The following is a 26,061-nucleotide window of genomic DNA, read 5'->3' on the forward strand; positions in this document are numbered from 1 at the left end:
CTAAACCGAGAACATCAGGGCCGTCATGATAAAGTCAAGCCCCAGAACCATCAACGAAGAAATCACCACTGTTCGCGTGGTGGCACGAGACACCCCTTCGGGAGTCGGTCTTGCGTTGTAGCCTTGATATAAAGAAATCAAACCGACGGCCACTGCAAATACAACGGCCTTAATCACACTGTTGCCGACGTCGGAGAACACATCCACTCCGGCCTGCATTTGAGACCAAAACGCTCCGCCATCGACACCGATCATCACCACGCCTACAATCCAAGCGCCGAAAATACCCACAGCGGTAAAAATACAGGCCAGAAGCGGTAGAGAAATCACTACACCTAAAAAACGAGGCGCGAGAACTCGTCTGACGGGATCAACCCCCATCATTTCCATGGCAGCCACTTGCTCACCAGCACGCATTAAACCGATTTCAGCTGTCAGAGAGGTTCCGGCCCGACCGGCAAACAACAGCGCTGCGACGACCGGCCCGAGCTCTCGAGCAAGAGACAATGCGACCATCACGCCTAAAGCCTGTTCACTGCCGTAACTCACCAGAATATAGTAGCCCTGCAAAGCCAACACGAAACCGACAAACAGACCGGATACAGCAATAATCAAGAGAGAATAATTACCGATAAAGTGAATCTGCTGGACCACCAGTCCGAATCGACTCAACGAAGCGGGCAGTTCCCGAAAAAGCTGAATAGCAAAAATTGCCATGCGCCCCACGTGTCGAATTTGCTCCAGTGTCCAAGCTCCCAAATCCATCAATGCATTCATGGCGCGCGCACTCCAAACTCTCGATCAATGGGTTCAGCCGGATAATGGAAAGCAACAGGGCCGTCCGGTGCTCCGTCAATGAATTGACGCACATAAGGATCCTGCGATGCCGACAACTCCTCAGGTGTACCCTCTGCAGCAATACGACCCGATGAAATCATGTAAACATAATCAGCAATAGCAAAGGTTTCCGGCACGTCGTGAGTCACGATAATGCTGGTCGCGTTAAGCGCATTGCTTAAATCTCGAATCAAACGGGCGGTCACCCCCATCGAAATCGGATCCAATCCGGCAAAGGGCTCGTCGTACATGATCAATTCCGGATCCAGTGCTGTAGCGCGTGCCAACGCTACACGCCGAGACATACCGCCCGATATTTCGCTTGGCATCAGATCGGCCGCTCCACGAAGGCCTACGGCATTTAATTTCATCAAAGCCATCCGCTCAATCAGCTCCTCACTTAGATGGGTTTGCTCACGCAGCGGAAAAGCCACATTATCCAAAACCGACATATCGGTAAAAAGCGCTCCGAACTGAAAAAGCATGCCCATCCGCCGGCGCTGAGCATATAACTTTTCTTTATCAGACGTATCGAGCAACTCCCCGTCGATGTAGATCGCCCCCTTATCAGGCGTTTCAATGCCGCCGATCAACTTCAAAAGGGTCGTCTTGCCCATACCGGAGCCGCCCATAATCGCCACCACCTGGCCACGGCCGAAATGCAGTGTGACATCATCCAAAATCACACGGCGGCCATAGCCAAAAGTGACACCTTGAACCGTTACAAAATCACTCACTCGTGATCCCTTTTTAACTTCAAATCAATTGAAACTGAATAAGCATTCAGGAATTGCACCATTATACGCTGTGATACCCTCTATCTTTTGCGTAATTTTTTAAATTCACGCTCTCTTATGGCAATTTTTCCGTCGGATAATGCGGTTCAAATCGAACTCCGCGCGCAATCCCTAAATCAATCAGTCGCTCATCATCACTGCCGATAATCGTAAAGCGGGAAGCAACGTCTGCCGGAACATCCTTGACTTTTCCGCTTTTGTAGTCGATATATACCCACTCGGTTGCTCCCACGCACACAAGTCTGGCTCCCCGTTTAATGGCATAACGTCTCAAGGATCGAGGACCGTCCATTGTTTCAACCCAAGAGTAAATCGTTAATTCATCACCCTCGTAGCAAGGCCTGAGGTACTCAATCCAATGCTCACGAGCAACCCAAACCTCTCCCTGTTGCAAACACTCCTTTGCGCCGCAACCTAAAAGGGAAGCGTGCTTCATCGCGGCCATCTCCATCCAACGTAAATACTCACGGTTGTTGACATGACGCAAAATATCAATGGACTCTGGGCCGACTTTAAAACTGTACTGGTAAATTTCCATCATTTTTACTGTTTTTTTTAACGAGACAATGGATTTTGACACAAGAAAAAGCAATGGAGAAGGCTTTTTATACATACTGTCAAATCTTTTACAGCAATTTTTAGCCTAAGTTCTCGCAAAATAAACATAAAAACGGTAGCATTCAGTCCGTTCAATTTATGCGTCGCGGGGCTTTATTTCCCATTTTTGTATAACTTTCACCTCCCCGCCAATGCCGCAATCTAGATAAATCGGTATGAAAATAAAGAAAACTCAAAATTCCTGGTTAAAAAAAGCGTTTAAATGGTTAACCATCACGGGCTTTTGTGGTGCAGGCGCTGCCATCGGTATCGGACTGGTTGTCTTTTCTGTTGTGTATTACCAACTTCCACCCATTGATGCGCTCACTCAATATCGCCCCAAAGTTCCTTTGCGCATTTATACCGCTGACGGTGATCTGATCGGTGAATTCGGAGAGGAACGTCGCGACTATGTGCCTTTTGAAGAAATTCCCCGTCATGTAAAGCTCGCTATTTTAGCGGCAGAAGATGACGGTTTCTACGAGCACTCCGGCATTGAACTGACCGGTTTTATCCGGGCGGCTTTGGCCAATATCATTACCGGACGGCGCGGTCAGGGGGGCAGTACCATCACCATGCAGGTGGCCCGTAATTTCTTTTTGAGTTCTGAGCGCAGCTATACCCGTAAACTTTACGAAGTCGCCTTGGCTTTTAAGATTGAACAAAACCTTTCAAAAGATAAAATTTTTGAGGTCTACGCCAATCAAATTTTCTTAGGCCATCGCTCTTACGGCTTTGGCAGTGCCTCGAAAACTTATTTCGGTAAAGACCTTCGAGATCTTTCTATCTCTGAAGCTGCTGTGCTTGCAGGGTTACCTGTCGCCCCCAGTGCTTATAACCCCTTGGTTAATATGCGCCGAGCTACCATGCGTCGTAACTATGTATTGGGCCGCATGTTTAATTTGGGCTACATTGACGAGATCACCTACGCTTCGGCCATCGCCCAACCGATTGAAGTTCGTCAGACAACTGCCGAACAACAAAAAACACAGCTTCAAACGCAGGAATTGCACGCCGGCTATATTGCCGAGTTAGCTCGTATGCTCATGGTGCCTTACTTCAAAGACACCATTTACGATCAAGGCATCAATGTTTACACCACCATCCGAAGTCGTGATCAACTGATTGCCAGCAACACCGTGCGCCAAAATATGATCGAATACGATCGTCGCTACGGATACCGGGGTGTCGAAGGGTACGCAGATTTGTCCCACGAGGAAACCCGTGAGGCCAATATTCGGATGGCCTTATCTAAAGTGATTTCCAGCTCCAACCTTTTACCCGGTGTTGTCACCGAACTGACCCCCAAGCGCATGACCGTTCAACTCTACGATGGTGAAACGGTTCAGTTGGATGACAAGGGCTTTGCCTTTGCACAACGCTTTATCGCCAAGAAAGGCCAAACACTCAAGGGTCGTTACAAGGAAAAAGAATTAAAGGTCGGCGCGGTTGTTCGCGTTACACAGGACAGAAAGGGTAAGTGGTCACTCGGACAGATCCCGGCGGTTGAAAGTGCCTTTATTTCGGCTAACTTCAATACCGGCGCCATCTATTCCCTGGTGGGCGGCTTTGACTTTAAGATCAATCAATTCAATCACGTCACCCAAGCCTGGCGTCAACCCGGATCAAGTTTCAAGCCCTTCATCTATTCGGCTGCACTCGATAAAGGCTTTACGCCTGCAACCGTTATCAACGATGCGCCCCTTTCCATTGACCCGCGCTTAACGGGCGGCAAGCTTTGGGAGCCCAGAAATGACGACCGCAAGTACGATGGCCCGATGACATTGGCTGATGCTATTGCACGGTCAAAGAATTTAGTCTCTATTCGCATTGTTCAGGCCATTGATCCGTATTACGCCCAACAATTTGTTTCCCGCTTCGGATTTGACCCGAAAAATCATCCGCCGCTTCTGACGATGGCCCTCGGTGTCGGCTCCGTCACGCCGTGGGAAATGGTGACCGGGTACTCGGTTTTTGCCAACGGCGGCTACCTCGTGCAGCCCTATTTGATCGAGAAAGTCACGGACTCTCAAGGCAACGTGCTGATGCAAGCGCATAACGCCAAAGTGGGCGACGGCGCTCCACGCACACTCGATGCCCGTAACGCCTATGTCATGCATTCGCTTTTGCACGGAGTTGCTGTTCGAGGAACGGGACGACGAGCCGGAAACGCTTTAAAGCGTGAAGATATGGGAGTGAAAACCGGTACCACCAATGATGCTTTGGACGCTTGGTTTGCCGGCTACGCCGGAGAAATCACCGCTGTCGGTTGGATGGGATATGACCAACCGAAGTCTCTCGGTGCGAACGCCTACGGCGCCGGTCTGGTGCTTCCGGTATGGGTTGACTACATGAAAAATGTTTTAAAGGATGCGCCGGAATACTATCGCCCGCAACCGGCTGATGTCGTAGAAATCAACGGCCAACCTTTCTATGCCGACCAAGTCGGGGACACCGTTCAGACGCTCGGCTTAGGAGAAAGTACAACTCCGGGCGAAGTTGATCCGATTACCGAAACCATTCGCGATCAGATTTTCTGATCCATCGGCTCAGACCGGTTAAAGCTCGACCCTTCGGCCGAGCTTTTCTGTCAAAAGCGCCGCCAAATCCCGGCTGATGCTGTGCCGTGAGCAGGTATCGAGCCAATCATCTCCGCTTCGCTCGTAATGGTGTCCGCCCTTGAGACTGGCCAACCACAATTGACGCGTCGGCGTTTGCATGTTGATAACAATTTGAAAGCCGTCATCCAATTCAATGGTGAGCACATTGCCTTGGCGATCAACATCTAAATCATCGTCGACGGCTTCGACAGCCGTCTGGATTCGTTGTAGAGTTGACTCTGCAAGTTCGGTAAACTCTGTTTCCGTCATGGTTCTAACTTTTCATGTATCAAAGATGAGAGAAATTTTAGCGATTTTAGCTGCCGCATTTCTTCTGACCGCTTGCGGTATTAAGGGTGACCTTTATTTGCCCGATCGTGGACAGGCCCCGCAGGAATCGGTCTCTGATATTGAAGCCGACCCGTTAAACGTTGAGCAATAAGGCGTTATTCATGGATTCGCTACCCTGCTCACAATTTCAATATCGCAATGGTGTCCTCTTTTGCGAAGGGGTCAATATCCGTGATTTGGCCGATCGCTACGGCACCCCGCTTTACGTCTATTCTCGTCAATGCATCAATGAAGCCATTGACAACTACGAAAGCGCCTTTGACGGTGTTTCGCATAAGTTCTGCTACGCCGTCAAAGCCAATTCCAATCTGGCCATATTGCGGATATTTCAAAAAAAAGGCTGGGGCTTTGACATTGTGTCCATGGGGGAACTTGCACGTGTACTGCAGATCGGAGCCGATCCGCGCAAAATCGTTTTCAGCGGCGTAGGCAAAACCGAGGAAGAAATTCGTGTGGCCCTATCTGCCAAGGTCGGTGTTTTTAACATTGAAAGTGAGGCTGAATTTGAGCGTTTAAGCAGCATTGCAGAAGAAATGCGCTGCCGCCCTCGGGTGTATTTCCGTGTTAATCCCGACGTGGATGCACACACCCACCCCTACATCTCTACCGGTCTTAAAACCAATAAATTCGGAATCGACTTTTTCAGTGCCTACGGACTCATCAAACGGGCAGCAGCTTGCAGCCACGTTGAGTTAGCCGGTATTGATTGCCATATCGGCTCACAGCTGACATCTTTTTCCCCCTACTTTGATGCCTGCGACAGGCTCATCGATTTACTGGAAAAATTGCGCACAGCCGGCATTGAGCTCAAAGACATCGATTTCGGTGGCGGCGTGGGTGTCCGCTATCGAGATGAGCAAATTGAACCCCTGGGTGAGCTTGTCCGCGGACTGCGGGAAAGGTTAGCGGGTCGTGGCTTCGGGCATCTGAGAATCGTGATGGAGCCCGGCCGCTCAGTCGTTGCCGCCAGCGGAATTCTTCTGGGTACCGTTCAATACGTCAAAACCACACCTGTCAAACACTTTCTCATCACCGATGCCGGTATGAATGATCTGATCAGACCGGCGCTCTATGCCGCATGGATGCCGGTGCTACCCGTTGTTGAACGCCATTGCTCGGAAATGTTATTTGACGTAGTGGGCCCTGTCTGTGAATCAAGTGACTGGCTCGGCAGAGATCGTGCGCTACCCGCTGAGACCGGACAATTGTTGGCAGTCACGATGGCCGGTGCCTACGGTATGAGTATGGCCTCCCGATACAATTCCAGAAGACTACCCGCAGAAGTATTGGTTGACGGCAAACTCGCCTACCTCATTCGTCGCAGGGACTCCCTGGAGGATCTATGGGCCAATGAGATTGTGCCGGCCGAACTTTAATGCTCCAAAACTAAGTTAATTCATTGAGAACTTAGGGATTTTTTCTATATCCAGTTACCCTTTTTGGTGTTAAATTGCCGCTTTATTTTTAGTCTTTAATTAAAGAGGCGATTGCGTCATCATGGATTGGCTTGTCGCATTGTTTTCCAACCCCAGCTCAATTGCACATATCCTTTTTGTGTACTCCATTGTCATCGCTTTGGGAATGGGATTGGGGAGAATAAAAATTTTCGGCGTTTCGCTCGGTGTAACGTTCGTACTGTTTACCGGACTGCTGCTTAATTATTTCGGAATGAAAATTGATCCGACGGTCTTAGGTTTTATTCGAGATTTCGGTTTGATCCTTTTCGTATTTTTCATCGGTCTTCAAGTTGGCCCGTCATTTTTCTCTTCATTTAAAAGCGGGGGCATTGTGTTGAACGGCCTGATGATTCTGGCGGTCGTTCTGAGTGTCGTCGTCACGATTGTGTTGTATTTCCTCTTTTCGGATACGGTCTCCCTTGCTCAAATGCTTGGTGTGCATTACGGAGCTGTCACTAACACTCCGGGCTTGGGGGCTACTCAGGAAGCACTTGCTCAACTTAACTACCAGGGTGAAGATATTGCTGTCGCCTATGCTTGCGCCTATCCTTTGGGCGTTGTGAGTATCATCGGCACCGCTATTGCACTGCGCTTTATTTTCAAAATTGATATGAAAGAAGAAGATCAACACTGGGAAGCTGAGGAAAAAGCCAGTAACCACGTCTCCATCTTCTTTCACGTGCATGTCACCAACCGAGCACTGGAAGGCCGCAATATCGGCGATATCCGAACTTTTATTGCCCGCCCCTTTATTTGCTCGCGTATTCAACACGACGGGGTGATTTCCAGCCCCAGCGCCGAATCTGTTGTGCATGTCGGAGATATTGTCCGCATTGTCTCCGGTGAAGAAAATAAAGATGCCATCGTTGCCTTCTTCGGCGAAGAAGACAAAGAAGCCGATCTGGCTACGGAACACTCTCCGATCACCAGCAAGCGTCTGTCGGTGACACGCGCAGAAATCAACGGTACTACGGTAGGCGATTTACACTTGAGTCACTCTGACGGTGTCAACATCACCCGTGTGTACCGCGCCGGCATGCAGCTTTTCCCATACCAAAATCTTCACCTACAGATGGGCGATGAACTGTATTGCGTGGGCCCCTCAAATTCCATCAAACGTCTGGAAGATCGGGTCGGCAACAAAATCAAACGCTTGGAACACCCCAATCTCATTGCCATTTTCATCGGCATTGCTGTAGGGATTCTTTTCGGTTCATTACCCATTGCCATTCCGGGAATGCCGGTACCTTTAAAATTGGGGTTGGCAGGCGGCCCCCTGATTATTGCTATTTTGTTGGGGCGCTTCGGTTCCCTTTTCCGTCTTGTCACCTACACCACTTCTTCGGCCAACCTCATGCTCCGGGAACTCGGTATAGCTCTGTTTCTTGCCAGTGTCGGATTGGCTGCGGGTGAAAATTTTGTTGATGCCCTTCTGGTCGGCAACGGTCCACTTTATGTTGTGCTCGGGCTTTTGGTCACCATCATTCCGCTTTTGATTGTCGGATGCATTGCCCGTCATTTTTTCCACATCAATTACCACAGTATTGTAGGGTTGATGGCTGGTGCAACGACCGATCCTCCCACTCTTGCTTATGCAGCAACGCTTTCTGAGAAAAATTCCTCTGCGGTTGCTTACTCAACCGTCTATCCTTTGGCGATGTTCTTACGCATTTTGACCGGTCAATTGGTTCTTCTGGTCATGTGGTCCTTTGTGACGGTTGCTTAATTTCAATATCGGGCCTGCTCCAACAGGTCCGATATTTTTAAAAAAGTTAAACTACGCATAAGATTGCGGGGCTAAGATTGCCCCCGTAAAAATTAAGAGGAATGAATTTTGAGTTTATTTGACAGTGCCCGTTTCCGTCTTTCTGTGTCTCAACTGGCCGGTTTGCCCGAGGGGGACGTTCCCGAGATTGCCTTTGCCGGTCGAAGCAACGCCGGAAAATCGACAACCATCAACGTTCTGACCCGACAAGGCCGTTTGGCTTTTGCCTCTAAAACACCGGGGCGTACACAGTTAATTAACTTTTTTGATCTTTCTGAAAAAGACGAGCACGGACATCGCCAGTGCGTGGCCAGTCTCGTGGATCTTCCCGGTTATGGCTTTGCCAAAGCTGCAGAAGGCACTCGTAAAACCTGGTCGGAATTAATTGGCGGCTATTTAGCCAGTCGAGATACCTTGACAGGTATCGTCGTCGTGATGGATGCCAGGCGTCCCTTGATGCCGACCGATGAATGGGTGATTGATTTCTTAAATACAAGGCCTGTCAAAATGCACTGGTTACTGAATAAATGTGATCAGCTCAATAACCAGGCTAAAAAAGAAACGCTTTACAAGGTAAAAGCCCGAGCCGCTGAAATCGGGCCGCATGTTTCAGTACAGCTTTTTTCCGGTATGAAGCGGGAAGGAGTTGATGAATTGCGAGAAACGCTCTTGCGTTGGATACGTCGCGAAGAGCTCGCTGTCTGAACAAAATTTTTAAGAGGACATTTCAAATGCACGTTTTAGGTCATTACCCTCAAAAACGTATGCGCCGTATGCGCCACGATGAATTTTCCCGTCGCCTGATGCGCGAAAACACACTCACCGCTTCCGATCTGATCTTGCCGGTTTTTGTGATGGAAGGTGAAGGTCGCAGACAGGCGGTTCCCACAATGCCCGGAGTCGAGCGCATGACGCCCGACGAACTGTGCAAAGTGGCCCAAGAGATGGTCGATCTCGGCATTCCGATGATTGCGCTTTTCCCCGCCATTGAAGACCATCTGAAAACACCTGATGGGCGCGAAGCGGCCAATCCTGACGGCCTAATTCCCCGTGTTGTAAGAATGCTTAAAGAAAAATTCCCGCAACTCGGTGTAATGTGTGACGTAGCACTGGATCCGTATACGACGCACGGTCAGGACGGTCTGATTGATGAGACCGGTTACATCCTCAACGATGAAACCATTGAAATGCTCGTCAAACAGTCGTTGGCACAAGCCCGAGCCGGCGCTGACGTCGTGGCTCCGAGTGACATGATGGACGGACGTATCGGTGTTATTCGCCAAGCACTGGATAAAGAAGGTTTTATTCACACACGCATCATGGCCTATTCCGCTAAGTACGCCAGTGCTTTTTACGGTCCTTTCCGTGATGCGGTGGGATCGGCTGCCAACCTCGGCAAAAGTAACAAGGCTGTCTATCAGATGGATCCGGCCAATAGTGATGAAGCCCTTTGGGAAGTCGGTCTTGATCTCGAAGAAGGCGCAGACATGGTGATGGTTAAACCGGGCCTACCCTACCTTGACGTGCTTCGCCGTGTTAAAGATGAATTTCAAGCACCGACTTTCGCTTACCACGTCAGCGGCGAGTACGCGCTTTTGAAAGCGGCGGCAGCTGCCGGTTATATCGACGAAAAGAAGTTCACTTTGGAAACCATGATGTGCTTTAAGCGAGCAGGTGCTGACGGCATCCTGACCTATTGCGCACTCGATGTTGCCCGCTGGCTTAAGGAAACCCCTGTAAGCCTCTAAGACGGGTCGAAAAACGCCCTAAATCTGCTCGGAAGGCTCTCCCTTCCGAGCCACCCTTTAATAGCCTCTCAAGCGTCTTAATTCTCGTCCTTCACGTTTTGTCGGACGCCCTTTGGTTGTTCTGTCCAAAGCGGGCTCCACAGCTAACTTACGAAGTGCTGCCTGCGCTTCACGCTTTCTGCGTCCCTCTTCCGTTTCCATGTAAAGTTCCCGAGCCACAGAAGCCGGACCACGCTGAAGGTTAAAACCCGCCACCAATACTTCGTAGGTTTCTTCACCACGATGAATTTCCAGGCGATCGGATAATTTCACTTCTTTTGCCGGTTTGACTCTCTCACCATTGAGTTTCACGCGTCCGAGTTCAACTGCCTCCTGCGCTAAGCCTCTCGTCTTAAAAAAGCGGGCGGCCCAGAGCCATTTGTCAATACGTTCGCTGTTTAGTTCGGTCATTTATCCTTCCTGATTAAGTGGCCAGATCCGATCCAGTAATTTTGAGAAAAATTTAACGAAAATTCCAACAACAAAGGCTGATATGATCGTGCCCTCGCGGATCCCATATATTTCCTGCAGAAAAACCCAACCCGCAATGGCAGCCAAAATCACCATGGTGACATCATTGCCGATTTTAATTCGGTAAAAAGGCTGACGCGAAACAACGGAAACCGCTATCACCAGTCCTTCACCCGGTAGCGGAATGCTTTTTGAGCGGACCTCAAAAGCGACTCCCAAAGCCAAAAAAACATTTCCCAGTAGGGACAAAAGTAAAAGCATCCAATACGACAGATCAGGTAAATCGGATAAAAACCACATCCAAAAGTCTGTACTCAGGCTGAATAAAAAGACCAAAGGAATCTGAAGAAAGTTGAGTTTTGAAAACTCTTTCCTTAACAGGATAATTTGGATAAGCAGAAAACAAAGATTGCAAAAAAATGTGGTCGTACCGAAACTGAATTCCGTAATTTTTGCCAACGCCCATGGAAGACTGCTGATGGGCGTAGTACCCAAATGAACAGCCGAAATCAGACAAATTCCAAATGACATTAACACAATGCCCAGCAACAATTGCCAAACATTGCCCAGTGCGGGTGGCAAACTCAATTTCTTCATGGTGTTTTAGGAATGAAAAAAGGAGAGTCAGAAAATCGACTCTCCCCTCATTAATTAACTTGAACGTTAAGGGTTCAAATTATTCAGCCTTCTGAGCTTCTTCGGTGGCTTCAACAACCGGAGCGGTCTTTTCAACCAATTCCATGTAAGCCATCGGAGCATTGTCGCCAACGCGGAAACCCATCTTCAAGATACGGGTATAACCGCCGTTGCGAGCGGCAAAACGGGGGCCGAGAACGGTAAAGAGCTTCGTAACCATTTCGCGATCACGCAAACGGGCGAAAGCCAAGCGACGGTTGGCAACCGTGTCAACCTTAGCGAGGGTGATCATCGGTTCGACAACACGACGAAGTTCCTTAGCCTTCGGCAACGTGGTCTTGATAGCTTCGTGACGCAACAAAGAATTCATCATGTTGCGGAGCATAGCGAGGCGGTGAGCGCTGGTACGATTCAGCTTACGTAAACCATGACGGTGACGCATTTTAGTTTTTTCCTATAAAAGTTAGTCTATTGAGCTCCTTGCGGAGCAATTTCCCATCTTCTTCTATCCGAGATTCCTCGGCGGGCGGGTAAAACATCGAGTCTGACAGACTCGAAGGACGAGATTTTAGCTTCTCGTCCTTCATTTAGCAAATCAATGCCAAATTAGTGTTGGTCAAGACCGGCAGGCGGCCAGTTTTCCAACTTCATACCCAAGGTCAAACCATGAGCAGCCAACACTTCCTTAATTTCATTCAAGGACTTACGGCCTAAGTTCGGGGTCTTGAGCAATTCATTTTCAGTGCGTTGAATCAAGTCACCGATGTAGAAGACTTGTTCACCCTTCAAGCAGTTGGCAGAACGCACCGTCAATTCGAGATCATCGACCGGACGCATAAGGATCGGATCCAGAGGCGGCGGATTGTTCACGTCTTCTTCCTGAGCAGCCTTACCGGCTTGTTCGCTCTTGATGGAACCGAAGACCGTCAATTGATCTTGCAGGATATAAACGGCTTCGCGCAAGGCTTCTTCCGGATCAATAGCACCGTTGGTTTCAATCGTCATCACGAGCTTATCGAGGTCGGTGCGCTGTGCGACACGAGCGGCACTGACTTCATAGGCCACGCGACGAATCGGGCTGAAGGAAGCATCCATAATGATGCGACCGATCGTGCTCTTGGAGTAATCGTCACGGAAGGCACGCATATCACCGGGTTGGTAACCGCGACCCTTTTCGACCTTCACTTGCATATCCAACTTACCGTTAGCAGCCAAGTGAGCGATCACGTGATCGGGGTTCACAACGGTCACATCGTGCGGCAAATCAAAGTCGGCTGCAGTGACAACACCTTCAGTGCTCTTGCGAAGCGTCAAGGTCACTTCATCGCGACCTTCGAGCTTGAAGACAACACCCTTGAGGTTCAAGAGAATGTCTACCACGTCTTCGAGGACGCCGTCGATTTGAGAATATTCGTGAACGACACCTGCTATTTGAGCTTCCGTGGGAGCATAACCGACCATGCTGGCAAGCAAAATACGACGAAGCGCATTGCCCAATGTATGACCGTAGCCACGTTCGAAAGGTTCAAGAGTGATAACTGCAAGATTAGGATTGTTTTCGTCGACCACGGCTTCAATGGTGGTCGGCTTCAACAAAGTAGTATTGGCCATTTGTAGACTGTCCTTTTCAATACCCTCGGCTCGTTACACCGATAAGGCTGATGGATGGTCTGGGGCTTGGGAGAACAAATGCGATCGGCGCCCCAAATAGGACCGATCGCACGAATTTTAGCAAGAACGATGCATTTGAGCGCACTACACCAAACGCATCGTCAAGCTTAGCTATTAACGCGAATAGAATTCGACGACCAACGCTTCGTTGACGTCTTGGCAGATTTCGTCGCGAGCCGGCAAGGCCTTGAACGTGCCTTCAAACTTCTTCGCATCAACAGACACCCAAGACGGGAAACCGACTTGAGCGGCAAGTTCCAAAGATTCCGTAATACGGGCTTGCTTTTGGGACTTTTCGCGAATAGAGATAACATCACCGGGTTTGACACGGTAAGAAGGAATATTCACCTTGTTACCATTGACCAAAACGGCGCAGTGGCTCACCAACTGGCGAGCTTCCGCACGGGTGCAACCAAAGCCCATGCGATAAACAACGTTGTCCAAACGGCTTTCGAGCAAGTCGAGAAGCACTTCACCGGTATGGCCCTTTTCACGTTGGGCTTCGGCGAAGTAACGACGGAATTGACGTTCGAGAACGCCATACATGCGACGCACCTTTTGCTTTTCACGCAATTGGGCACCGTAGTCCGATTGACGAGCACCGGAAGTCTTACCGTGCTGGCCCGGTTTGGTGATCGAATCGGAGCCCTTGCCGACTTTGCTCGACAAGGAGCGACGCGCGCTCTTCAAATTAAGGTCACAACCCTCGCGGCGCGCGAGCTTGAGTTTGGGACCGGTATATCGTGCCATTTAATATGCCTCTCTTATCCTGTGATCAGTGTCACATTCAGTCTGTCTATCCTCATAAACAGACGCGGGATTAGAAAAAGTAGTTAGACGCGACGACGCTTGGACGGACGCACACCATTGTGAGGAATGGGGGTCACGTCTTGGATCGACGTCACACGAATGCCAAGCGCATTGAGCGCACGCACGCTGGATTCACGGCCGGGGCCAGGACCCATGATGCGAACTTCGACATTCTTCAAACCATATTCAAGAGCAATACGACCAGCGTGTTCGGCGGCCACTTGAGCGGCGAACGGCGTGGATTTACGAGAACCCTTGAAACCTTGAGCGCCAGAAGACGACGCGGCAATCGCGTTACCTTGGCGATCGGTGATCGTGATGATCGTGTTATTGAAGGAAGCGTGAACGTGCGCGATACCTTCCGTAACGACCTTCTTCACCTTTTTGCGAGCACGTTGCTGAGCAACTTGCTGACTGCTAGGAGTTTTGCCAGCCATTGTTATCCTTTAATGTTTACTTCTTGAGCGCGACGCCGACCTTCTTCGGGCCCTTACGCGTACGAGCGTTCGTACGAGTACGTTGGCCGCGAACGGGCAGGCCGCGACGATGACGCATACCACGATAAGTGCCTAAGTCGATAAGGCGCTTAATCGAGAGTTGAACTTCACGACGCAAGTCACCTTCAACGGTGTACTGACTGATCGCATCACGGATGCGTTCGAGTTCAGCGTCGTCGAGATCTTTAATTTTCTTGGTGTATTCCACGCCAACTTTGGACAAAATGTCGCGAGCGCGAGCACGGCCGATGCCATAAATGGCAGTCAAACCGATTTCGGCATGTTGGTTCGGCGGAATGTTAATACCGGCAATACGAGCCATCTTTTACCTCTTTAGCCTTGACGCTGTTTGTGACGCGGATCAGAGCAGATCACACGAACAACGCCTTTGCGCTTAATGATCTTGCACTTGCGGCACATTTTTTTGACCGAAGCGTTAACCTTCATTGTTATCTCCAACCGTGTTTTACACGGATCATTGCTGTCCACACGACAGGAAGTTCGAGAGGATACTCTCTTTTTCCTTACTCTTCAAGTTTCTTACTCAGACGTAGTGCATCAGAGTAACAACTTTCTGAGACAGAATCGGGAGGAGATTGCTCTCCTCCGCTTTTCTGCGTGCCCTCGAGGCGTGAAGTATGGCCCCGAGCGGACTCATTCATTTGTTCTTCCGAAACTTACATCCCGGCAGAACCAAAGCCCTTGAAGTTAGTCTTCTTGAGCAAATTCTCATATTGTTGCGACATCATGTATGCCTGAACCTGGCTCATGAAGTCCATCGTTACGACTACAACGATCAACAACGACGTACCACCGAAATAGAACGGAACATTGAAACGCATATTCAAGAATTCCGGAACCAAGCAGACAAACACCAGATAAATCGCACCGCCGAGCGTCAAACGCAGCAACACTTTATCAATGTAGCGAGACGTTTGTTCGCCGGGACGAATACCTGGGACGAACGCACCACTCTTTTTCAAGTTCTCAGCCGTTTCACGCGGATTGAAAACCAAAGCCGTGTAGAAATAGGCAAAGAACACAATCATTGCAGCATAAAGCAATGTGTACAACGGTTGACCGGGCGACAAAGCCGCAGCCAAATCACGAATCCAACGGGTGGAATCCCCCGTCGTGAACCAACCGGCCAATGTTGCGGGGAACAAAATCAAAGATGAAGCGAAAATCGGAGGAATTACACCCGACATATTCATCTTCAACGGCAGGTAAGAAGTTTGTCCGCCATAGAGACGGTTACCGACCTGACGCTTAGCATAGTTCACCGTAATTCGGCGTTGACCGCGTTCAATAAAGACCACGAAGGCCGTCACGAGCGCGACAATGGCAATCACGAAAATCGAGGACAAAGGGCTGATAGCACCGGTGCTCACCAACTGGAACAAACCAGAAATAGCACTGGGCAAACCAGCAACGATACCGGCGAAAATGATAATCGAGATACCGTTACCCAAACCGCGTTCAGTGATTTGTTCACCGAGCCACATCAAGAACATCGTACCTGTAACCAAAGAGACCACGCAGGTGAAACGGAACATAAAGCCCGGATCCAAAACGAGGCCTTGTTGGCTTTCAAGCGCGACGGCGATACCGAAAGCTTGGAAAACGCCCAATAACAACGTACCGTAGCGCGTGTATTGAGTAATTTTCCGACGACCGGATTCGCCTTCTTTACGCAAACTTTCAAGCGAGGGGAGCACATAGGACAACATCTGCATAATAATGGATGCAGAAATGTAGGGCATGATCCCCAACGCAAACACTGAGAAGCGCGATAAAGCGCCACCAGAGAACATGTTGAACAGCCCGAGAATGCCGCCTTGTTGTTCTTGGAATAAACGAGACAGCATGTCGGGATCGATACCCGGCACCGGCACGTGAGCGCCGATGCGGTACACGACTAAAGCAAGCAGCAAGAAGATAATCCGGCGCTTTAAATCACCGTACTTCGGGCCGCTTGCCTGATTGGAACTAGGGCTGGTCGCCACGTTGTTCTTCCTAAAAAGCGAGTTACTCTTCGACGGAACCACCGGCAGCTTCAATAGCAGCCTTGGCACCCTTCGTAGCGCTCAAACCACGCAACACGATCTTGCGGGAAATTTCACCGGACAAAATCACGCGAGCGGACAAAGCGCGAGCAGAAACGATGTTAGCAGCCTTCAAGACAGCCAAATCAATTTCTTCCACAGACAAACCTTGGAGTTCGTTCAAGCGAACTTCTTCGCAGAAACGACGTGTCAAGGACGTGAAACCACGCTTCGGTAAGCGACGATGCAGCGGCATTTGACCGCCTTCGAAGCCCACCTTGTGGAAGCCACCAGCGCGGGACTTTTGACCTTTATGGCCACGGCCGGCCGTTTTACCCCAACCGGATCCCACACCACGACCAACGCGGTGACGAGCGCTCTTAGAACCCACAGCGGGTTGCAAAGTATTTAATTGCATCATCTACCCCTAATTACTCGGCGCGAACCAAGTAGGCAACCTTCGTGATCATACCGCGCACGGCTGGCGTGTCTTCGAGTTCACGTGTTTGGTTCATCTTAGACAAGCCCAAGCCACGCAACGTAGCACGATGATCGGCCTTCGTGCCGATCGGGCTCTTGATCAACGTAACTTTAATGGTCTTCTTTGCCATTTCGAATCTCTCCTTCGGAATTAAGCCAAAATTTCTTCGACCGTCTTGCCACGCTTGGCAGCAATTTCAGCCGGAGAACGAAGAGCTTCGAGCGCTTTCAACGTAGCACGAACCATGTTGTACGGGTTCGTGGAACCGTGAGCCTTAGCAACAATGTTGCGAACGCCCATGGCGTCAAACACTGCGCGCATCGGACCACCGGCGATGATACCGGTACCTTCCGTGGCAGGAAGCAACATAACGCGAGCAGCACCGTGATGAGCTTCCACAGCGTGGTAGATCGTACCGTTGTTCAACGGAATACGAACCATGTTGTGGCGAGCATGTTCCATAGCCTTTTGAACGGCAGCCGGAACTTCACGGCTCTTACCCGTACCCATACCAATACGGCCGTCGCCATCACCAACAACAGTGAGAGCGGCAAAAGCCATAATGCGGCCACCCTTCACAACCTTGGTAACGCGGTTAACCGCAATCATATTTTCACGCATGCCGTCGTCGATAGCGTCGACAGCCGCATTCTTTCCTTGAGCCTTAGCCATAAGTCCCTCTTAGAACTTCAAGCCAGCTTCACGCGCGGCCTGAGCCAGCGCAGCGATGCGGCCATGAAAACGGTAACCAGAACGGTCAAAAGCACACGTTTCGATGCCGGCGGCTCTCGCCTTTTCGGCCAAACGCGTACCAATCAACTTAGCAGCCTTGACGTTGCCGCCACGGCCTTGTTCGTTAGCCAACTGGGCGCGAACTTCGGGTTCGAGCGTGGAGGCGGAAACCAACACGCGACCACCGTCAGCGCTGATAATGCTGGCATAAATGTGCAAGTTCGTACGATGAACCGTCAAACGATCCATCTTTTGCAACTTGATGCGGGCACGCGTAGCACGTGCACGACGCAGACGATTTGCTTTTTTATCGATCATTTCTGTCTCCGCCCCGCTTACTTCTTCTTGGTTTCCTTGATCACAACGACTTCGTCAGCATAACGAACGCCCTTGCCCTTGTAGGGTTCCGGCGGACGGTAGCCACGAATAACGGCAGCGGTCTGACCGACCTTCTGCTTGTCAGCGCCCTTGATCACAATTTCCGTTTGACTCGGGGTTTCAGCCTTCACACCGGCGGGCAACTTGTGCACCACGGGGTGACTAAAGCCGAGCGATAAATTCAACGTGTCACCGCTGGCTTGAGCACGGAAGCCCACACCAACCAACGTCAACTTCTTTTCGAAACCGACGCTGACACCCTTGTTCATATCGTTGACCAAAGCACGGATCGTACCGGAAGCAGCATTGGCTTCACGGCTGCTGTCAACAGCTTCGAAGTGCAAATGATCACCGTCTTGTTTGATGGTCACCAAAGGATTGAGCTTCAGGCTCAATTCACCCTTCGGGCCCTTCATAGAGATCACACCGTTGTCGATCTTGCAGTCGACACCCTTGGTGATGATCACGGCTTCTTTAGCGATTCGCGACATTCTCTATCCCTCCTCGCTCATTAAGCCACGTAGCAAATGACTTCGCCACCGATGCCGGCTGCACGGGCCTTGCGATCGGTCATCACACCCTTCGGCGTGGAAACGATAGCAATACCCAAACCGTTCATCACTTGCGGAATCGTTTGGTGGTTCTTGTACACACGCAAGCCCGGACGAGAAACTCGTTCAAGGCGTTCGATCACGGGACGACCGGCGTAGTACTTCAAACCGACGTGTAATTCAGCCTTACCGTTGTTTTCCACAACGCTAAAGCCATCAATGTATCCTTCATCCTTCAAGACTTGAGCGATGGCCACCTTCAACTTCGAGGAGGGCATCACCACTTCCGTCTTGTCGACAGTTTGACCATTGCGGATGCGGGTCAACATATCGGCGATCGGATCACTCATGCTCATGATAATCTCCTCGCTTACCAGCTAGCCTTGATAAGGCCGGGAATATCGCCGCGCATTGCGGCTTCACGAATCTTGGTACGAGCCAAGCCGAACTTGCGGAACGTACCACGGGGACGCCCCGTCAAACCGCAGCGGTTGCGCAGGCGGCACGGATTAGCGTCGCGGGGCAACAATTGCAATTGTTGACGAGCTTCCATACGTTCTTCGATAGAACGGGTGGCGTCATTAATAACCGCCTTCAAAGCGGCGCGCTTTTCCGCGAACTTCGCGACCGTACGGGCGCGCTTCAAGTCACGGTTAATCAGTGCGAGTTTAGCCAATTCACCACCTCGATTAATTGCGGAACGGAAAGCGGAAAGCGGCGAGCAAAGCCTTAGCTTCTTCGTCAGTTTTCGCAGTCGTCGTGATAGAAATATTCATCCCACGGAGCTTATCGATCTTGTCGTATTCAATTTCCGGGAAGATGATTTGTTCTTTAAGACCGATGTTGTAGTTGCCGCGACCGTCAAAAGAACGACCGGAGACACCACGGAAGTCACGAACACGCGGGAAAGCGATCGTGATCAAACGGTCCAAGAAGTCATACATACGTTCACCACGCAGGGTCACCATGCAACCGATCGGCATATTTTCGCGGATCTTAAAGTTAGCAATAGCCTTGCGAGTTTTTGTCACAACCGGCTTTTGACCGGCAATCTTGGTGAGATCGGCAACAGCGTTGTCGATCAACTTTTTATCGTTAACCGCTTCGCCGACACCCATGTTCAACGTAATCTTCGTGATACGCGGAACTTGCATTGTGGTTTTGTAACCGAACTTCTTGATCAATTCGGGCACAATGGCTTCACGGTAGAGAGTTTGGAAACGAGACATCGATTTACCCTCTATTAAGCCTTAGCGCCGACAATGCTGCCGTCGCTCTTAAACACGCGAACCTTCTTACCGTCGACTACTTTAAAGCCGACACGTTCGCCCTTACCAGTGGCCGGATTGACGAGCATGACGTTCGATTGATCGATCGGCATAACCTTGTTGACGATACCGCCGGTTGCACCCGTCATCGGGTTCGGGCGAGTATGCTTCTTAGCAACATTGATGCCTTCGACCGTCACGTGACGATCGTCGACTCGGGAGAGCACGGTACCGCGCTTGCCCTTGTCTCGGCCGGTGATAACGATAACTTCGTCACCTTTACGGATGCGTTGCATCGCGCGTCTCCTTACAAAACTTCCGGAGCCAAGGAAACGATCTTCATAAATTGTTCCGTACGCAATTCACGCGTAACCGGTCCGAAGATACGAGTTCCAATCGGCTCTAATTTAGAATTGAGCAACACAGCGGCGTTGCCATCGAAAGAAATGGAAGAACCGTCAGCACGACGCACGCCCTTGGCGGTACGAACCACAACAGCGTTGTAGACTTCGCCCTTCTTGACGCGGCCACGCGGCGCGGCTTCTTTAACCGTCACCTTGATGACATCACCGATGTTGGCGTAGCGGCGCTTAGAACCGCCCAACACCTTGATACACATCACTGAACGAGCGCCCGTGTTATCGGCCACGTCCAGTTTGCTTTGCATCTGAATCATGATTACCTATTTCCCAACTTATTCCGCTATGCGGATAGTATTGGTCCCGTTATTGGGAGGAAGAACAGTTTTTCAGTTTTGCTGAAGCCTGCTTGGTGCAGGTTGCTTGACCAAATAACTGCCCTTGACGAATACGGCTGGGGTCGACAAAGTGTCAACCCCAACCACGAAGCCGCAAGTATATCTAAGATTTAGAAAACTTGCAAGGCTAATTTTATTAGATGATTTCGGCCTTCTTCAAAACCTTCGTCACCGTCCAAGCCTTAGTCTTGGAAATGGGACGGGTTTCGGAGATTTCAACCGTATCACCTTCGTTCAGGTCATTGGACTCACAATGAGCATGATACTTCTTGGAGACCAACACAAACTTGCCATACAGCGGATGCATTTCCTTACGTTCAACGAGAACGGTAACGGTCTTTTGCATCTTGTTGCTGACAACTTTGCCGACCAACGTACGAGCTAACGTAGTCTTTTGAGTTTCTTGTGTCATTTCGAAGCCGCCTTTTGAGCGAGAATCGTGCGAACGCGCGCGATATCACGACGCGTCGTGCGCAACTGATTCGGGTTTTGAAGTTGTTGAGTGCCGTGTTGCATGCGCAGTTTAAAGTGCGCTTGCATCAAGTCAGCCAGTTCCTTCTTGAGCGCAGCTTCGTCCATGGCGAGCAATTCTTTTGCGTTCATTGCCGTCTCTCCTTACATTACATGCCGATTTGGCGGACAACAAACGTGGTTTTGACAGGCAACTTGGCGGCAGCGAGAGCAAAAGCTTCGCGAGCCAATTGTTCGTCAACCCCGTCCATTTCATAAAGCACACGGCCCGGTTGCACTAAGGCCACCCAGTATTCCGGATTACCCTTACCGTTACCCATACGGACTTCGGCAGGCTTTTCAGAAATGGGCTTATCCGGGAACACGCGGATCCACACGCGGCCACCACGCTTGATATGGCGGGTGATGGCACGACGAGCAGCTTCAATTTGACGAGCCGTCAGACGACCGCGTTCGAGCGTCTTCAGACCAAATTGACCGAAGGAAACATTGGCGCCGCGGGTAGCGAGACCATAGTTGCGGCCCTTTTGATCCTTGCGGTATTTGCGTCGATTAGGTTGCAACATCGCTTATTCTCCGTCTTTAGCAGCAGCCACAGCCTTCTTAGCACGACGAGCGGGCTTCTTTTCAGCCTTTTCGCCATCAGCTGCAGCAGCTTCCGTCTTCTCAGCAGTCTTGCGAGCGCGGCGAGCAGGCTTAGCTGCACGTTCGCCGGCGGGACGACGAGAACGACGATCTTCACGTTCAGTCTTTTCTTGGGCTTGAGCTTCTTCACCGAAGTTGTCACCCTTGTAGACCCATACCTTCACACCGATCACGCCATAAGTCGTGTTGGCTTCGGAGAAGCCGTAGTCGATATTGGCGCGCAACGTATGAAGCGGCACACGACCTTCGCGGTACCATTCGGTACGAGCGATTTCAGCACCGTTCAAACGACCGGCGGACATGATCTTGATGCCTTGAGCGCCCAAACGCATAGCGTTTTGCATGGCACGCTTCATGGCACGACGGAACATCACACGCTTTTCCAATTGCTGAGTGATGCTGTCAGCGATCAATTGAGCATCAAGTTCAGGACGACGAACTTCTTCGATATTAACGTGAACAGGCACGCCCATCATCTTTTGAACTTCGTTCTTCAAAACTTCGATGTCTTGGCCTTGTTTGCCGATCACCACACCCGGACGGGCAGAGTAGATCGTGATACGAGCGTTCTTAGCAGGACGTTCGATCAAGATACGGCTCACAGAGGCATTGCGCAACTTCTTTTGCAAGAAGGAGCGAACCTTCAAATCTTCACCCAAGGTACGGGCGAAGTTACGGCCTTCCGCATACCAGCGCGAGGTCCAGTCACGCGTCACGGGGAGACGGAAGCCGGTGGGATTAATTTTCTGTCCCATAATTCACCTTTACTTCTTAGCGTTAGCGTCACCAACGGACACGTAGATGTGGCACGTTTGCTTGTTGATGCGAGTACCACGACCCTTGGCGCGAGCACCGAAACGGCGCAGCGTCTTGGCCTTTTCCACATGGATCTTCGTCACGCGCAATTCATCGATGTCAGCGCCGTCATTGTGTTCGGCGTTGGCGATCGCGCTTTCAAGTGCCTTCTTGATAATCACGGCAGCTTTCTTTTGCGTGAACGTAAGAATATTCAAAGCCTTATCCACGGGCTTGCCGCGGACGAGGTCGGCGACTAAACGGCCCTTCTGAGCCGAAAGACGAACGCCACGAACAATAGCAGAGGTTTCCATTATCTAACTCCTACTAGTTATTTCTTGTCGGACGCGTGACCCTTGAAAGTACGGGTCATAGCGAATTCGCCCAACTTGTGGCCGACCATATTTTCATTAATGTACACCGGGACGTGTTGACGACCGTTGTGGACGGCAATCGTCAAACCGATGAACTCAGGAAGAATCGTCGAACGACGAGACCAGGTCTTCAACGGACGCTTGTCACGGCTGGATTGTGCAGCTTCGACTTTCTTCATCAAGTGCCCATCAACAAACGGGCCTTTCTTTAACGAACGAGACATTTGGCCCCCTTATTTACGGTTCCGGCGCTGCACGATCATACCATCGGTGCGCTTGTTATTACGTGTACGATAACCCTTGGTTAATTGACCCCAGGGCGTCACAGGAGCGCGACCCGTACCAGTACGACCTTCACCACCACCGTGCGGGTGATCAACCGGGTTCATGGCAACGCCACGCACCGTCGGACGAATACCGCGCCAACGCTTGGCACCGGCCTTACCGAGTTCACGCAAACTGTTTTCTTCATTGCCAACCATACCGATCGTGGCGCGGCATTCAATGTGAATGTAACGCACTTCACCGGAGCGCAAACGCACTTGAGCGTATTCGCCTTCACGAGCGATCAATTGAGCAAAGGAACCAGCAGAACGCACCAATTGAGCGCCCTTACCCGGCTTCATTTCGATACAGTGAATCGTTGAACCGATCGGGATGTTGCGCAACGGAAGCGCATTACCCACTTTGATCGGGGCTTCTTGACCATTCATCAATTCAGCGCCAACAGTCAAGCCCTTCGGGGCAATGATGTAGCGACGTTCGCCGTCAGCATAAAGCACGAGAGCGATATGAGCAGAACGGTTCGGATCGTATTCAAGACGTTCAACACGAGCGGGGATACCGTCCTTGTTGCGCTTGAAGTCGATGATACGATATGCCTTCTTGTGGCCACCACCCTTATGACGGCAGGTGATATGACCATTGTTGTTGCGACCGGCGATACGGTTCTTCTTTTCGAGAAGAGCGGCAAAAGGCTTGCCCTTGTGCAACTCGGGGCTCACAACCTTAACAGCGTGACGACGACCGGCCGACGTCGGTTTCAATTTGACGAGAGCCATTACTTCACCTCTGCAAAGTTAATTTCTTGACCAGACTTCAAGGTCACATAAGCCTTGCGCACATCGCTGTGCTTGCCGGCGAAACGGCCAAAGTGAGCCGTCTTTCCCTTGATGTTGACCATTTGAACGCTTTCGACTTGCACCTTAAAGAGCAATTCGATTGCGGCCTTGACTTCTTGCTTCGTGGCATCGGGAACAACATGGAAAACCACTTGACCATGCTTTTCACCAACCATCGTGCTCTTTTCGGAGACCACCGGAGCAAGGAGCACCTTCATTAAACGATCTTGGCTCATCATCCCCACATCTCCTCAAGCTGAGCGATCGCTTCTTTGGTCACTACAACTTTCTTGTAGAAGATCAAGGAAAGCGGATCAGCATAACGCGGTTCCACCACGAAAACATTCTTCAAGTTGCGAGAAGCCAAATAGAGGTTTTCGTCAACTTCTTTGGTGATGATCATGACGGATTCGAGACCCATTGCCTTCAACTTTTGAGCAAAGGCTTTGGTCTTCGGGCTGTCGGCTCCGATGGAGTCAACGACCACGAGACGGCCATCGGCAACAAGCTTGGAGAAGATCACGGCCATAGCGGCACGGAACATCTTCTTGTTAACCTTATGACCGAAGTTTTCATTCGGGGTATTCGGGAAAGCACGACCGCCTCCACGCCACACCGGAGAGCTCGTCATACCACTGCGGGCACGACCCGTGCCCTTTTGACGCCACGGCTTCTTGGTCGAATGATGCACGTCAGCACGCGTCAATTGAGCGCGAGTACCTTGACGGGCGTTAGCTTGGTAGGCCACCACGATCTGGTGCACCAAAGCTTCATTGTATTCACGACCAAACACGGCGTCGGAAGCCGCCACCTTGGCGGTTTCATTACCTTGTTCGTTCAGGACATTCAGTTCCATTGATCGCTCCTTAGGCCTTCACAGCCGGACGGACAATAACTTTGCCGCCCTTAGCACCGGGGACAGCGCCACGAACGAGCAACAATTGACGTTCGACATCAACACGAGCCACCACGAGGTTTTGCGTTGTGCGTTGCACATCGCCCAAGTGACCAGCCATACGCTTACCCGGGAAAACGCGACCCGGATCTTGACGGTTACCGATAGAACCCGGGGCACGGGTCGTAACGGAGTTACCGTGAGAAGCGCGGTTGGAAGAGAAGTGGTGACGCTTGATAGCGCCGGCAAAACCCTTACCGATTGTGATACCGGTCACGTCAACCTTTTGGCCGACCGTGAACATTTCCACGGACAACGTGGTACCCACCTTCAATTCGGCGAGCTTATCAGCATCAATATGGAACTCTTTGAGCATTTCGCCAGCTTCGACACCGGCCTTAGCATAATGACCGGAGAGCGGCTTGCTCACGCGAGACAGCTTCTTAGAGCCGAATGCAACTTGAATGGCATTGTATCCGTCGGTTTCTTCCGTCTTCACTTGTGTGACACGGTTGCCAGCCACTTCGAGCACGGTCACCGGAATGGATTCACCATCCTCGGTAAAGATGCGCGTCATGCCGACTTTACGACCGACTAAGCCGAGTTTTTCACTCATTGTTATCTCCACCCCGGCTACGATTGGCCGGGACCATTTTTAAGAAAAGTCGTGTCAAAATATCAAAATTTTTCCACGAGAAAGGCGCGATTGTACCTTGCAAATAAAAAGCTTGCAAGTCAAAAGCAAAAAATTATTGTACCTTAATTTCGACGTCCACGCCGGCAGCCAAGTCCAACTTCATCAAAGCGTCAACCGTCTTATCGGTCGGGTCAATGATGTCCATCAAGCGTTGATGAGTGCGGATTTCGAATTGGTCACGGCTCGTCTTGTTGACGTGCGGAGAACGCAAAATATCGAAACGTTGGATGCGAGTGGGAAGAGGAACAGGACCGCGAACCACAGCGCCGGTGCGCTTGGCCGTGTCAACGATTTCTTGAGCGGATTGATCAATCAGCTTGTAATCGAACGCCTTAAGGCGAATGCGAATGCGTTGAGATTGCATTTCGTTTTTCCTTTAAAAAGAACACTAAAGAACAACAGAGGATGCGGAGTTTACCTCTGCATCCTCTGTTTGTCAAATATTTTCAGAGACTAAGTTTCTGAAATTATTCGATGATCTTGGCCACCACACCGGCGCCAACCGTACGACCACCTTCACGAACAGCGAAACGCAAGCCTTCGTTCATGGCGATCGGGCTGATCAATTGAACCGT

The 26,061-nt window shown here is 50.6% G+C and carries 41 protein-coding genes; 6 read left to right on the forward strand and 35 right to left on the reverse strand.

Going from position 1 to position 26,061, the window contains the following annotated elements:
• From mlaE to H5985_RS04560, 3 genes are all read right to left on the reverse strand, one after another.
• A complete protein-coding gene (gene mlaE, locus H5985_RS04550; protein WP_205050134.1) occupies window positions 1-777 on the reverse strand; it encodes a lipid asymmetry maintenance ABC transporter permease subunit MlaE in 777 nt (258 codons plus the stop codon).
• Entirely contained in the window at window positions 774-1,574 is an 801-nt protein-coding gene (locus H5985_RS04555; RefSeq protein WP_205050135.1) for an ATP-binding cassette domain-containing protein, read from the reverse strand. The genes mlaE and H5985_RS04555 overlap by 4 nt, the downstream gene beginning before the upstream one ends.
• Before the next feature lie 115 nt (window positions 1,575-1,689).
• Entirely contained in the window at window positions 1,690-2,175 is a 486-nt protein-coding gene (locus H5985_RS04560) for an acyl-CoA thioesterase (protein ID WP_205050136.1), read from the reverse strand.
• Between the two features lie 232 nt (window positions 2,176-2,407).
• Between H5985_RS04560 and H5985_RS04565 the strand changes: the two genes are divergently transcribed.
• Window positions 2,408-4,771: a penicillin-binding protein 1A gene (locus H5985_RS04565; RefSeq protein WP_205050137.1), complete on the forward strand. Its 2,364-nt coding sequence runs from the start codon at window positions 2,408-2,410 to the stop codon at window positions 4,769-4,771.
• 18 nt (window positions 4,772-4,789) lie between these two features.
• Here the strand turns inward: H5985_RS04565 and cyaY are convergent, their stop codons facing one another.
• Window positions 4,790-5,101, reverse strand: coding sequence for an iron donor protein CyaY (cyaY, locus tag H5985_RS04570; RefSeq protein ID WP_205050138.1), 312 nt, complete (start codon window positions 5,099-5,101; stop codon window positions 4,790-4,792).
• A gap of 25 nt (window positions 5,102-5,126) precedes the next feature.
• Between cyaY and lptM the strand changes: the two genes are divergently transcribed.
• From lptM to hemB, 5 genes are all read left to right on the forward strand, one after another.
• On the forward strand, window positions 5,127-5,273 hold the full coding sequence (gene lptM, locus H5985_RS04575) for an LPS translocon maturation chaperone LptM (RefSeq protein ID WP_205050139.1): 147 nt from the start codon (window positions 5,127-5,129) through the stop codon (window positions 5,271-5,273).
• A 10-nt stretch (window positions 5,274-5,283) separates the two neighbouring features.
• Window positions 5,284-6,558, forward strand: a complete 1,275-nt coding sequence (lysA, locus tag H5985_RS04580; RefSeq protein ID WP_205050140.1) for a diaminopimelate decarboxylase — start codon at window positions 5,284-5,286, stop codon at window positions 6,556-6,558.
• A 121-nt stretch (window positions 6,559-6,679) separates the two neighbouring features.
• Window positions 6,680-8,365 carry a putative transporter gene (locus H5985_RS04585; RefSeq protein WP_205050141.1) on the forward strand — a complete coding sequence of 562 codons (1,686 nt, stop codon included), beginning with the start codon at window positions 6,680-6,682 and terminating at the stop codon, window positions 8,363-8,365.
• A gap of 108 nt (window positions 8,366-8,473) precedes the next feature.
• Entirely contained in the window at window positions 8,474-9,109 is a 636-nt protein-coding gene (gene yihA / locus H5985_RS04590; RefSeq protein WP_205050142.1) for a ribosome biogenesis GTP-binding protein YihA/YsxC, read from the forward strand.
• A 26-nt stretch (window positions 9,110-9,135) separates the two neighbouring features.
• Window positions 9,136-10,152 carry a porphobilinogen synthase gene (gene hemB / locus H5985_RS04595; RefSeq protein WP_205050143.1) on the forward strand — a complete coding sequence of 339 codons (1,017 nt, stop codon included), beginning with the start codon at window positions 9,136-9,138 and terminating at the stop codon, window positions 10,150-10,152.
• Between the two features lie 57 nt (window positions 10,153-10,209).
• Here hemB and H5985_RS04600 read toward each other — a convergent pair whose 3' ends face one another.
• The 31 genes from H5985_RS04600 to H5985_RS04750 all read right to left on the reverse strand — a co-directional run.
• Window positions 10,210-10,602 carry an RNA-binding S4 domain-containing protein gene (locus H5985_RS04600; RefSeq protein WP_205050144.1) on the reverse strand — a complete coding sequence of 131 codons (393 nt, stop codon included), beginning with the start codon at window positions 10,600-10,602 and terminating at the stop codon, window positions 10,210-10,212.
• Entirely contained in the window at window positions 10,603-11,259 is a 657-nt protein-coding gene (locus H5985_RS04605; protein ID WP_275096283.1) for a YczE/YyaS/YitT family protein, read from the reverse strand. It abuts the gene before it with no gap.
• A 79-nt stretch (window positions 11,260-11,338) separates the two neighbouring features.
• Window positions 11,339-11,740 (reverse strand): 50S ribosomal protein L17, encoded by a 402-nt coding sequence (rplQ, locus tag H5985_RS04610; RefSeq protein WP_205050146.1) that lies wholly within the window; start codon window positions 11,738-11,740, stop codon window positions 11,339-11,341.
• Between the two features lie 164 nt (window positions 11,741-11,904).
• A complete protein-coding gene (locus tag H5985_RS04615; protein ID WP_205050147.1) occupies window positions 11,905-12,909 on the reverse strand; it encodes a DNA-directed RNA polymerase subunit alpha in 1,005 nt (334 codons plus the stop codon).
• Between the two features lie 174 nt (window positions 12,910-13,083).
• Window positions 13,084-13,719, reverse strand: a complete 636-nt coding sequence (gene rpsD, locus H5985_RS04620; protein WP_205050148.1) for a 30S ribosomal protein S4 — start codon at window positions 13,717-13,719, stop codon at window positions 13,084-13,086.
• An 83-nt stretch (window positions 13,720-13,802) separates the two neighbouring features.
• On the reverse strand, window positions 13,803-14,216 hold the full coding sequence (gene rpsK / locus H5985_RS04625; protein ID WP_022472410.1) for a 30S ribosomal protein S11: 414 nt from the start codon (window positions 14,214-14,216) through the stop codon (window positions 13,803-13,805).
• A gap of 16 nt (window positions 14,217-14,232) precedes the next feature.
• Complete coding sequence (rpsM, locus tag H5985_RS04630) at window positions 14,233-14,598, reverse strand: 30S ribosomal protein S13 (protein WP_205050149.1); 366 nt, start codon at window positions 14,596-14,598, stop codon at window positions 14,233-14,235.
• Window positions 14,599-14,609: 11 nt separating this feature from the next.
• On the reverse strand, window positions 14,610-14,723 hold the full coding sequence (gene rpmJ, locus H5985_RS04635; protein WP_008810441.1) for a 50S ribosomal protein L36: 114 nt from the start codon (window positions 14,721-14,723) through the stop codon (window positions 14,610-14,612).
• A gap of 230 nt (window positions 14,724-14,953) precedes the next feature.
• Window positions 14,954-16,282, reverse strand: a complete 1,329-nt coding sequence (gene secY / locus H5985_RS04640) for a preprotein translocase subunit SecY (protein ID WP_205050150.1) — start codon at window positions 16,280-16,282, stop codon at window positions 14,954-14,956.
• A 22-nt stretch (window positions 16,283-16,304) separates the two neighbouring features.
• On the reverse strand, window positions 16,305-16,739 hold the full coding sequence (rplO, locus tag H5985_RS04645; RefSeq protein ID WP_205050151.1) for a 50S ribosomal protein L15: 435 nt from the start codon (window positions 16,737-16,739) through the stop codon (window positions 16,305-16,307).
• Window positions 16,740-16,752: 13 nt separating this feature from the next.
• The gene (gene rpmD / locus H5985_RS04650; protein ID WP_022472414.1) at window positions 16,753-16,932 is read right to left on the reverse strand and encodes a 50S ribosomal protein L30; all 180 of its coding nucleotides are present in this window, start codon (window positions 16,930-16,932) and stop codon (window positions 16,753-16,755) included.
• A 20-nt stretch (window positions 16,933-16,952) separates the two neighbouring features.
• Window positions 16,953-17,474: a 30S ribosomal protein S5 gene (rpsE, locus tag H5985_RS04655; protein WP_205050152.1), complete on the reverse strand. Its 522-nt coding sequence runs from the start codon at window positions 17,472-17,474 to the stop codon at window positions 16,953-16,955.
• Between the two features lie 9 nt (window positions 17,475-17,483).
• On the reverse strand, window positions 17,484-17,852 hold the full coding sequence (rplR, locus tag H5985_RS04660) for a 50S ribosomal protein L18 (protein ID WP_205050153.1): 369 nt from the start codon (window positions 17,850-17,852) through the stop codon (window positions 17,484-17,486).
• A gap of 17 nt (window positions 17,853-17,869) precedes the next feature.
• On the reverse strand, window positions 17,870-18,403 hold the full coding sequence (gene rplF, locus H5985_RS04665) for a 50S ribosomal protein L6 (protein WP_022472417.1): 534 nt from the start codon (window positions 18,401-18,403) through the stop codon (window positions 17,870-17,872).
• 20 nt (window positions 18,404-18,423) lie between these two features.
• Entirely contained in the window at window positions 18,424-18,819 is a 396-nt protein-coding gene (gene rpsH / locus H5985_RS04670) for a 30S ribosomal protein S8 (RefSeq protein WP_205050154.1), read from the reverse strand.
• 14 nt (window positions 18,820-18,833) lie between these two features.
• The gene (rpsN, locus tag H5985_RS04675) at window positions 18,834-19,139 is read right to left on the reverse strand and encodes a 30S ribosomal protein S14 (protein WP_205050155.1); all 306 of its coding nucleotides are present in this window, start codon (window positions 19,137-19,139) and stop codon (window positions 18,834-18,836) included.
• Between the two features lie 13 nt (window positions 19,140-19,152).
• On the reverse strand, window positions 19,153-19,692 hold the full coding sequence (rplE, locus tag H5985_RS04680; RefSeq protein WP_205050156.1) for a 50S ribosomal protein L5: 540 nt from the start codon (window positions 19,690-19,692) through the stop codon (window positions 19,153-19,155).
• 14 nt (window positions 19,693-19,706) lie between these two features.
• On the reverse strand, window positions 19,707-20,027 hold the full coding sequence (gene rplX, locus H5985_RS04685; RefSeq protein ID WP_205050157.1) for a 50S ribosomal protein L24: 321 nt from the start codon (window positions 20,025-20,027) through the stop codon (window positions 19,707-19,709).
• Window positions 20,028-20,038: 11 nt separating this feature from the next.
• Entirely contained in the window at window positions 20,039-20,407 is a 369-nt protein-coding gene (rplN, locus tag H5985_RS04690; protein WP_022472422.1) for a 50S ribosomal protein L14, read from the reverse strand.
• Between the two features lie 217 nt (window positions 20,408-20,624).
• Window positions 20,625-20,900 carry a 30S ribosomal protein S17 gene (gene rpsQ, locus H5985_RS04695; RefSeq protein ID WP_205050158.1) on the reverse strand — a complete coding sequence of 92 codons (276 nt, stop codon included), beginning with the start codon at window positions 20,898-20,900 and terminating at the stop codon, window positions 20,625-20,627.
• Complete coding sequence (gene rpmC / locus H5985_RS04700; RefSeq protein WP_205050159.1) at window positions 20,897-21,091, reverse strand: 50S ribosomal protein L29; 195 nt, start codon at window positions 21,089-21,091, stop codon at window positions 20,897-20,899. The genes rpsQ and rpmC overlap by 4 nt, the downstream gene beginning before the upstream one ends.
• Before the next feature lie 17 nt (window positions 21,092-21,108).
• Window positions 21,109-21,525, reverse strand: coding sequence for a 50S ribosomal protein L16 (gene rplP / locus H5985_RS04705; protein WP_022472425.1), 417 nt, complete (start codon window positions 21,523-21,525; stop codon window positions 21,109-21,111).
• Between the two features lie 3 nt (window positions 21,526-21,528).
• Window positions 21,529-22,359: a 30S ribosomal protein S3 gene (gene rpsC, locus H5985_RS04710; RefSeq protein ID WP_022472426.1), complete on the reverse strand. Its 831-nt coding sequence runs from the start codon at window positions 22,357-22,359 to the stop codon at window positions 21,529-21,531.
• Between the two features lie 9 nt (window positions 22,360-22,368).
• Window positions 22,369-22,716: a 50S ribosomal protein L22 gene (gene rplV, locus H5985_RS04715; protein ID WP_205050165.1), complete on the reverse strand. Its 348-nt coding sequence runs from the start codon at window positions 22,714-22,716 to the stop codon at window positions 22,369-22,371.
• 14 nt (window positions 22,717-22,730) lie between these two features.
• On the reverse strand, window positions 22,731-22,997 hold the full coding sequence (rpsS, locus tag H5985_RS04720; RefSeq protein WP_205050160.1) for a 30S ribosomal protein S19: 267 nt from the start codon (window positions 22,995-22,997) through the stop codon (window positions 22,731-22,733).
• 9 nt (window positions 22,998-23,006) lie between these two features.
• The gene (gene rplB, locus H5985_RS04725; RefSeq protein WP_205050161.1) at window positions 23,007-23,834 is read right to left on the reverse strand and encodes a 50S ribosomal protein L2; all 828 of its coding nucleotides are present in this window, start codon (window positions 23,832-23,834) and stop codon (window positions 23,007-23,009) included.
• Window positions 23,834-24,130 (reverse strand): 50S ribosomal protein L23, encoded by a 297-nt coding sequence (gene rplW / locus H5985_RS04730; protein ID WP_205050166.1) that lies wholly within the window; start codon window positions 24,128-24,130, stop codon window positions 23,834-23,836. Before rplW ends, rplB begins: the two co-directional genes overlap by 1 nt.
• Window positions 24,130-24,750 (reverse strand): 50S ribosomal protein L4, encoded by a 621-nt coding sequence (rplD, locus tag H5985_RS04735; RefSeq protein WP_205050162.1) that lies wholly within the window; start codon window positions 24,748-24,750, stop codon window positions 24,130-24,132. Before rplD ends, rplW begins: the two co-directional genes overlap by 1 nt.
• Window positions 24,751-24,760: 10 nt before the next feature.
• Window positions 24,761-25,405 (reverse strand): 50S ribosomal protein L3, encoded by a 645-nt coding sequence (rplC, locus tag H5985_RS04740; protein ID WP_205050163.1) that lies wholly within the window; start codon window positions 25,403-25,405, stop codon window positions 24,761-24,763.
• A 133-nt stretch (window positions 25,406-25,538) separates the two neighbouring features.
• Entirely contained in the window at window positions 25,539-25,850 is a 312-nt protein-coding gene (rpsJ, locus tag H5985_RS04745) for a 30S ribosomal protein S10 (RefSeq protein ID WP_022472433.1), read from the reverse strand.
• 103 nt (window positions 25,851-25,953) lie between these two features.
• Window positions 25,954-26,061 (reverse strand): EF-Tu C-terminal domain-related protein (locus H5985_RS04750; RefSeq protein ID WP_478219400.1); only part of this gene is annotated, 108 nt, incomplete at its 5' end.

This window comes from Parasutterella secunda, from assembly GCF_016901835.1.
Lineage (GTDB): Bacteria > Pseudomonadota > Gammaproteobacteria > Burkholderiales > Burkholderiaceae_F > Aphodousia > Aphodousia faecavium.

Coding starts and splice junctions, on each gene's coding strand:
- H5985_RS04565 (WP_205050137.1), top strand. CDS start 2,408: ATGAAAATAAAGAAAACTCAAAATTCCTGGTTAAAAAAAGCGTTTAAA.
- rplQ (WP_205050146.1), bottom strand. CDS start 11,740: ATGCGTCACCGTCATGGTTTACGTAAGCTGAATCGTACCAGCGCTCAC.
- lysA (WP_205050140.1), top strand. CDS start 5,284: ATGGATTCGCTACCCTGCTCACAATTTCAATATCGCAATGGTGTCCTC.
- rpsD (WP_205050148.1), bottom strand. CDS start 13,719: ATGGCACGATATACCGGTCCCAAACTCAAGCTCGCGCGCCGCGAGGGT.
- H5985_RS04585 (WP_205050141.1), top strand. CDS start 6,680: ATGGATTGGCTTGTCGCATTGTTTTCCAACCCCAGCTCAATTGCACAT.
- lptM (WP_205050139.1), top strand. CDS start 5,127: ATGAGAGAAATTTTAGCGATTTTAGCTGCCGCATTTCTTCTGACCGCT.
- H5985_RS04560 (WP_205050136.1), bottom strand. CDS start 2,175: ATGATGGAAATTTACCAGTACAGTTTTAAAGTCGGCCCAGAGTCCATT.
- rplE (WP_205050156.1), bottom strand. CDS start 19,692: ATGTCTCGTTTCCAAACTCTCTACCGTGAAGCCATTGTGCCCGAATTG.
- rpsH (WP_205050154.1), bottom strand. CDS start 18,819: ATGAGCATGAGTGATCCGATCGCCGATATGTTGACCCGCATCCGCAAT.
- mlaE (WP_205050134.1), bottom strand. CDS start 777: ATGAATGCATTGATGGATTTGGGAGCTTGGACACTGGAGCAAATTCGA.
- H5985_RS04615 (WP_205050147.1), bottom strand. CDS start 12,909: ATGGCCAATACTACTTTGTTGAAGCCGACCACCATTGAAGCCGTGGTC.
- H5985_RS04600 (WP_205050144.1), bottom strand. CDS start 10,602: ATGACCGAACTAAACAGCGAACGTATTGACAAATGGCTCTGGGCCGCC.
- rpsS (WP_205050160.1), bottom strand. CDS start 22,997: ATGTCTCGTTCGTTAAAGAAAGGCCCGTTTGTTGATGGGCACTTGATG.
- rplO (WP_205050151.1), bottom strand. CDS start 16,739: ATGCAATTAAATACTTTGCAACCCGCTGTGGGTTCTAAGAGCGCTCGT.
- rpsC (WP_022472426.1), bottom strand. CDS start 22,359: ATGGGACAGAAAATTAATCCCACCGGCTTCCGTCTCCCCGTGACGCGT.
- rpmD (WP_022472414.1), bottom strand. CDS start 16,932: ATGGCAAAGAAGACCATTAAAGTTACGTTGATCAAGAGCCCGATCGGC.
- rplF (WP_022472417.1), bottom strand. CDS start 18,403: ATGTCGCGAATCGCTAAAGAAGCCGTGATCATCACCAAGGGTGTCGAC.
- rplX (WP_205050157.1), bottom strand. CDS start 20,027: ATGCAACGCATCCGTAAAGGTGACGAAGTTATCGTTATCACCGGCCGA.
- rplB (WP_205050161.1), bottom strand. CDS start 23,834: ATGGCTCTCGTCAAATTGAAACCGACGTCGGCCGGTCGTCGTCACGCT.
- rplR (WP_205050153.1), bottom strand. CDS start 17,852: ATGATCGATAAAAAAGCAAATCGTCTGCGTCGTGCACGTGCTACGCGT.
- rplP (WP_022472425.1), bottom strand. CDS start 21,525: ATGTTGCAACCTAATCGACGCAAATACCGCAAGGATCAAAAGGGCCGC.
- rpsQ (WP_205050158.1), bottom strand. CDS start 20,900: ATGACACAAGAAACTCAAAAGACTACGTTAGCTCGTACGTTGGTCGGC.
- rpsM (WP_205050149.1), bottom strand. CDS start 14,598: ATGGCTCGTATTGCCGGTATTAACATTCCGCCGAACCAACATGCCGAA.
- rpsE (WP_205050152.1), bottom strand. CDS start 17,474: ATGGCTAAGGCTCAAGGAAAGAATGCGGCTGTCGACGCTATCGACGAC.
- rplN (WP_022472422.1), bottom strand. CDS start 20,407: ATGATTCAGATGCAAAGCAAACTGGACGTGGCCGATAACACGGGCGCT.
- hemB (WP_205050143.1), top strand. CDS start 9,136: ATGCACGTTTTAGGTCATTACCCTCAAAAACGTATGCGCCGTATGCGC.
- rplW (WP_205050166.1), bottom strand. CDS start 24,130: ATGAGCCAAGATCGTTTAATGAAGGTGCTCCTTGCTCCGGTGGTCTCC.
- rpsK (WP_022472410.1), bottom strand. CDS start 14,216: ATGGCTGGCAAAACTCCTAGCAGTCAGCAAGTTGCTCAGCAACGTGCT.
- rpmC (WP_205050159.1), bottom strand. CDS start 21,091: ATGAACGCAAAAGAATTGCTCGCCATGGACGAAGCTGCGCTCAAGAAG.
- rplD (WP_205050162.1), bottom strand. CDS start 24,750: ATGGAACTGAATGTCCTGAACGAACAAGGTAATGAAACCGCCAAGGTG.
- rpsJ (WP_022472433.1), bottom strand. CDS start 25,850: ATGCAATCTCAACGCATTCGCATTCGCCTTAAGGCGTTCGATTACAAG.
- H5985_RS04605 (WP_275096283.1), bottom strand. CDS start 11,259: ATGAAGAAATTGAGTTTGCCACCCGCACTGGGCAATGTTTGGCAATTG.
- cyaY (WP_205050138.1), bottom strand. CDS start 5,101: ATGACGGAAACAGAGTTTACCGAACTTGCAGAGTCAACTCTACAACGA.
- rpmJ (WP_008810441.1), bottom strand. CDS start 14,723: ATGAAGGTTAACGCTTCGGTCAAAAAAATGTGCCGCAAGTGCAAGATC.
- rplC (WP_205050163.1), bottom strand. CDS start 25,405: ATGAGTGAAAAACTCGGCTTAGTCGGTCGTAAAGTCGGCATGACGCGC.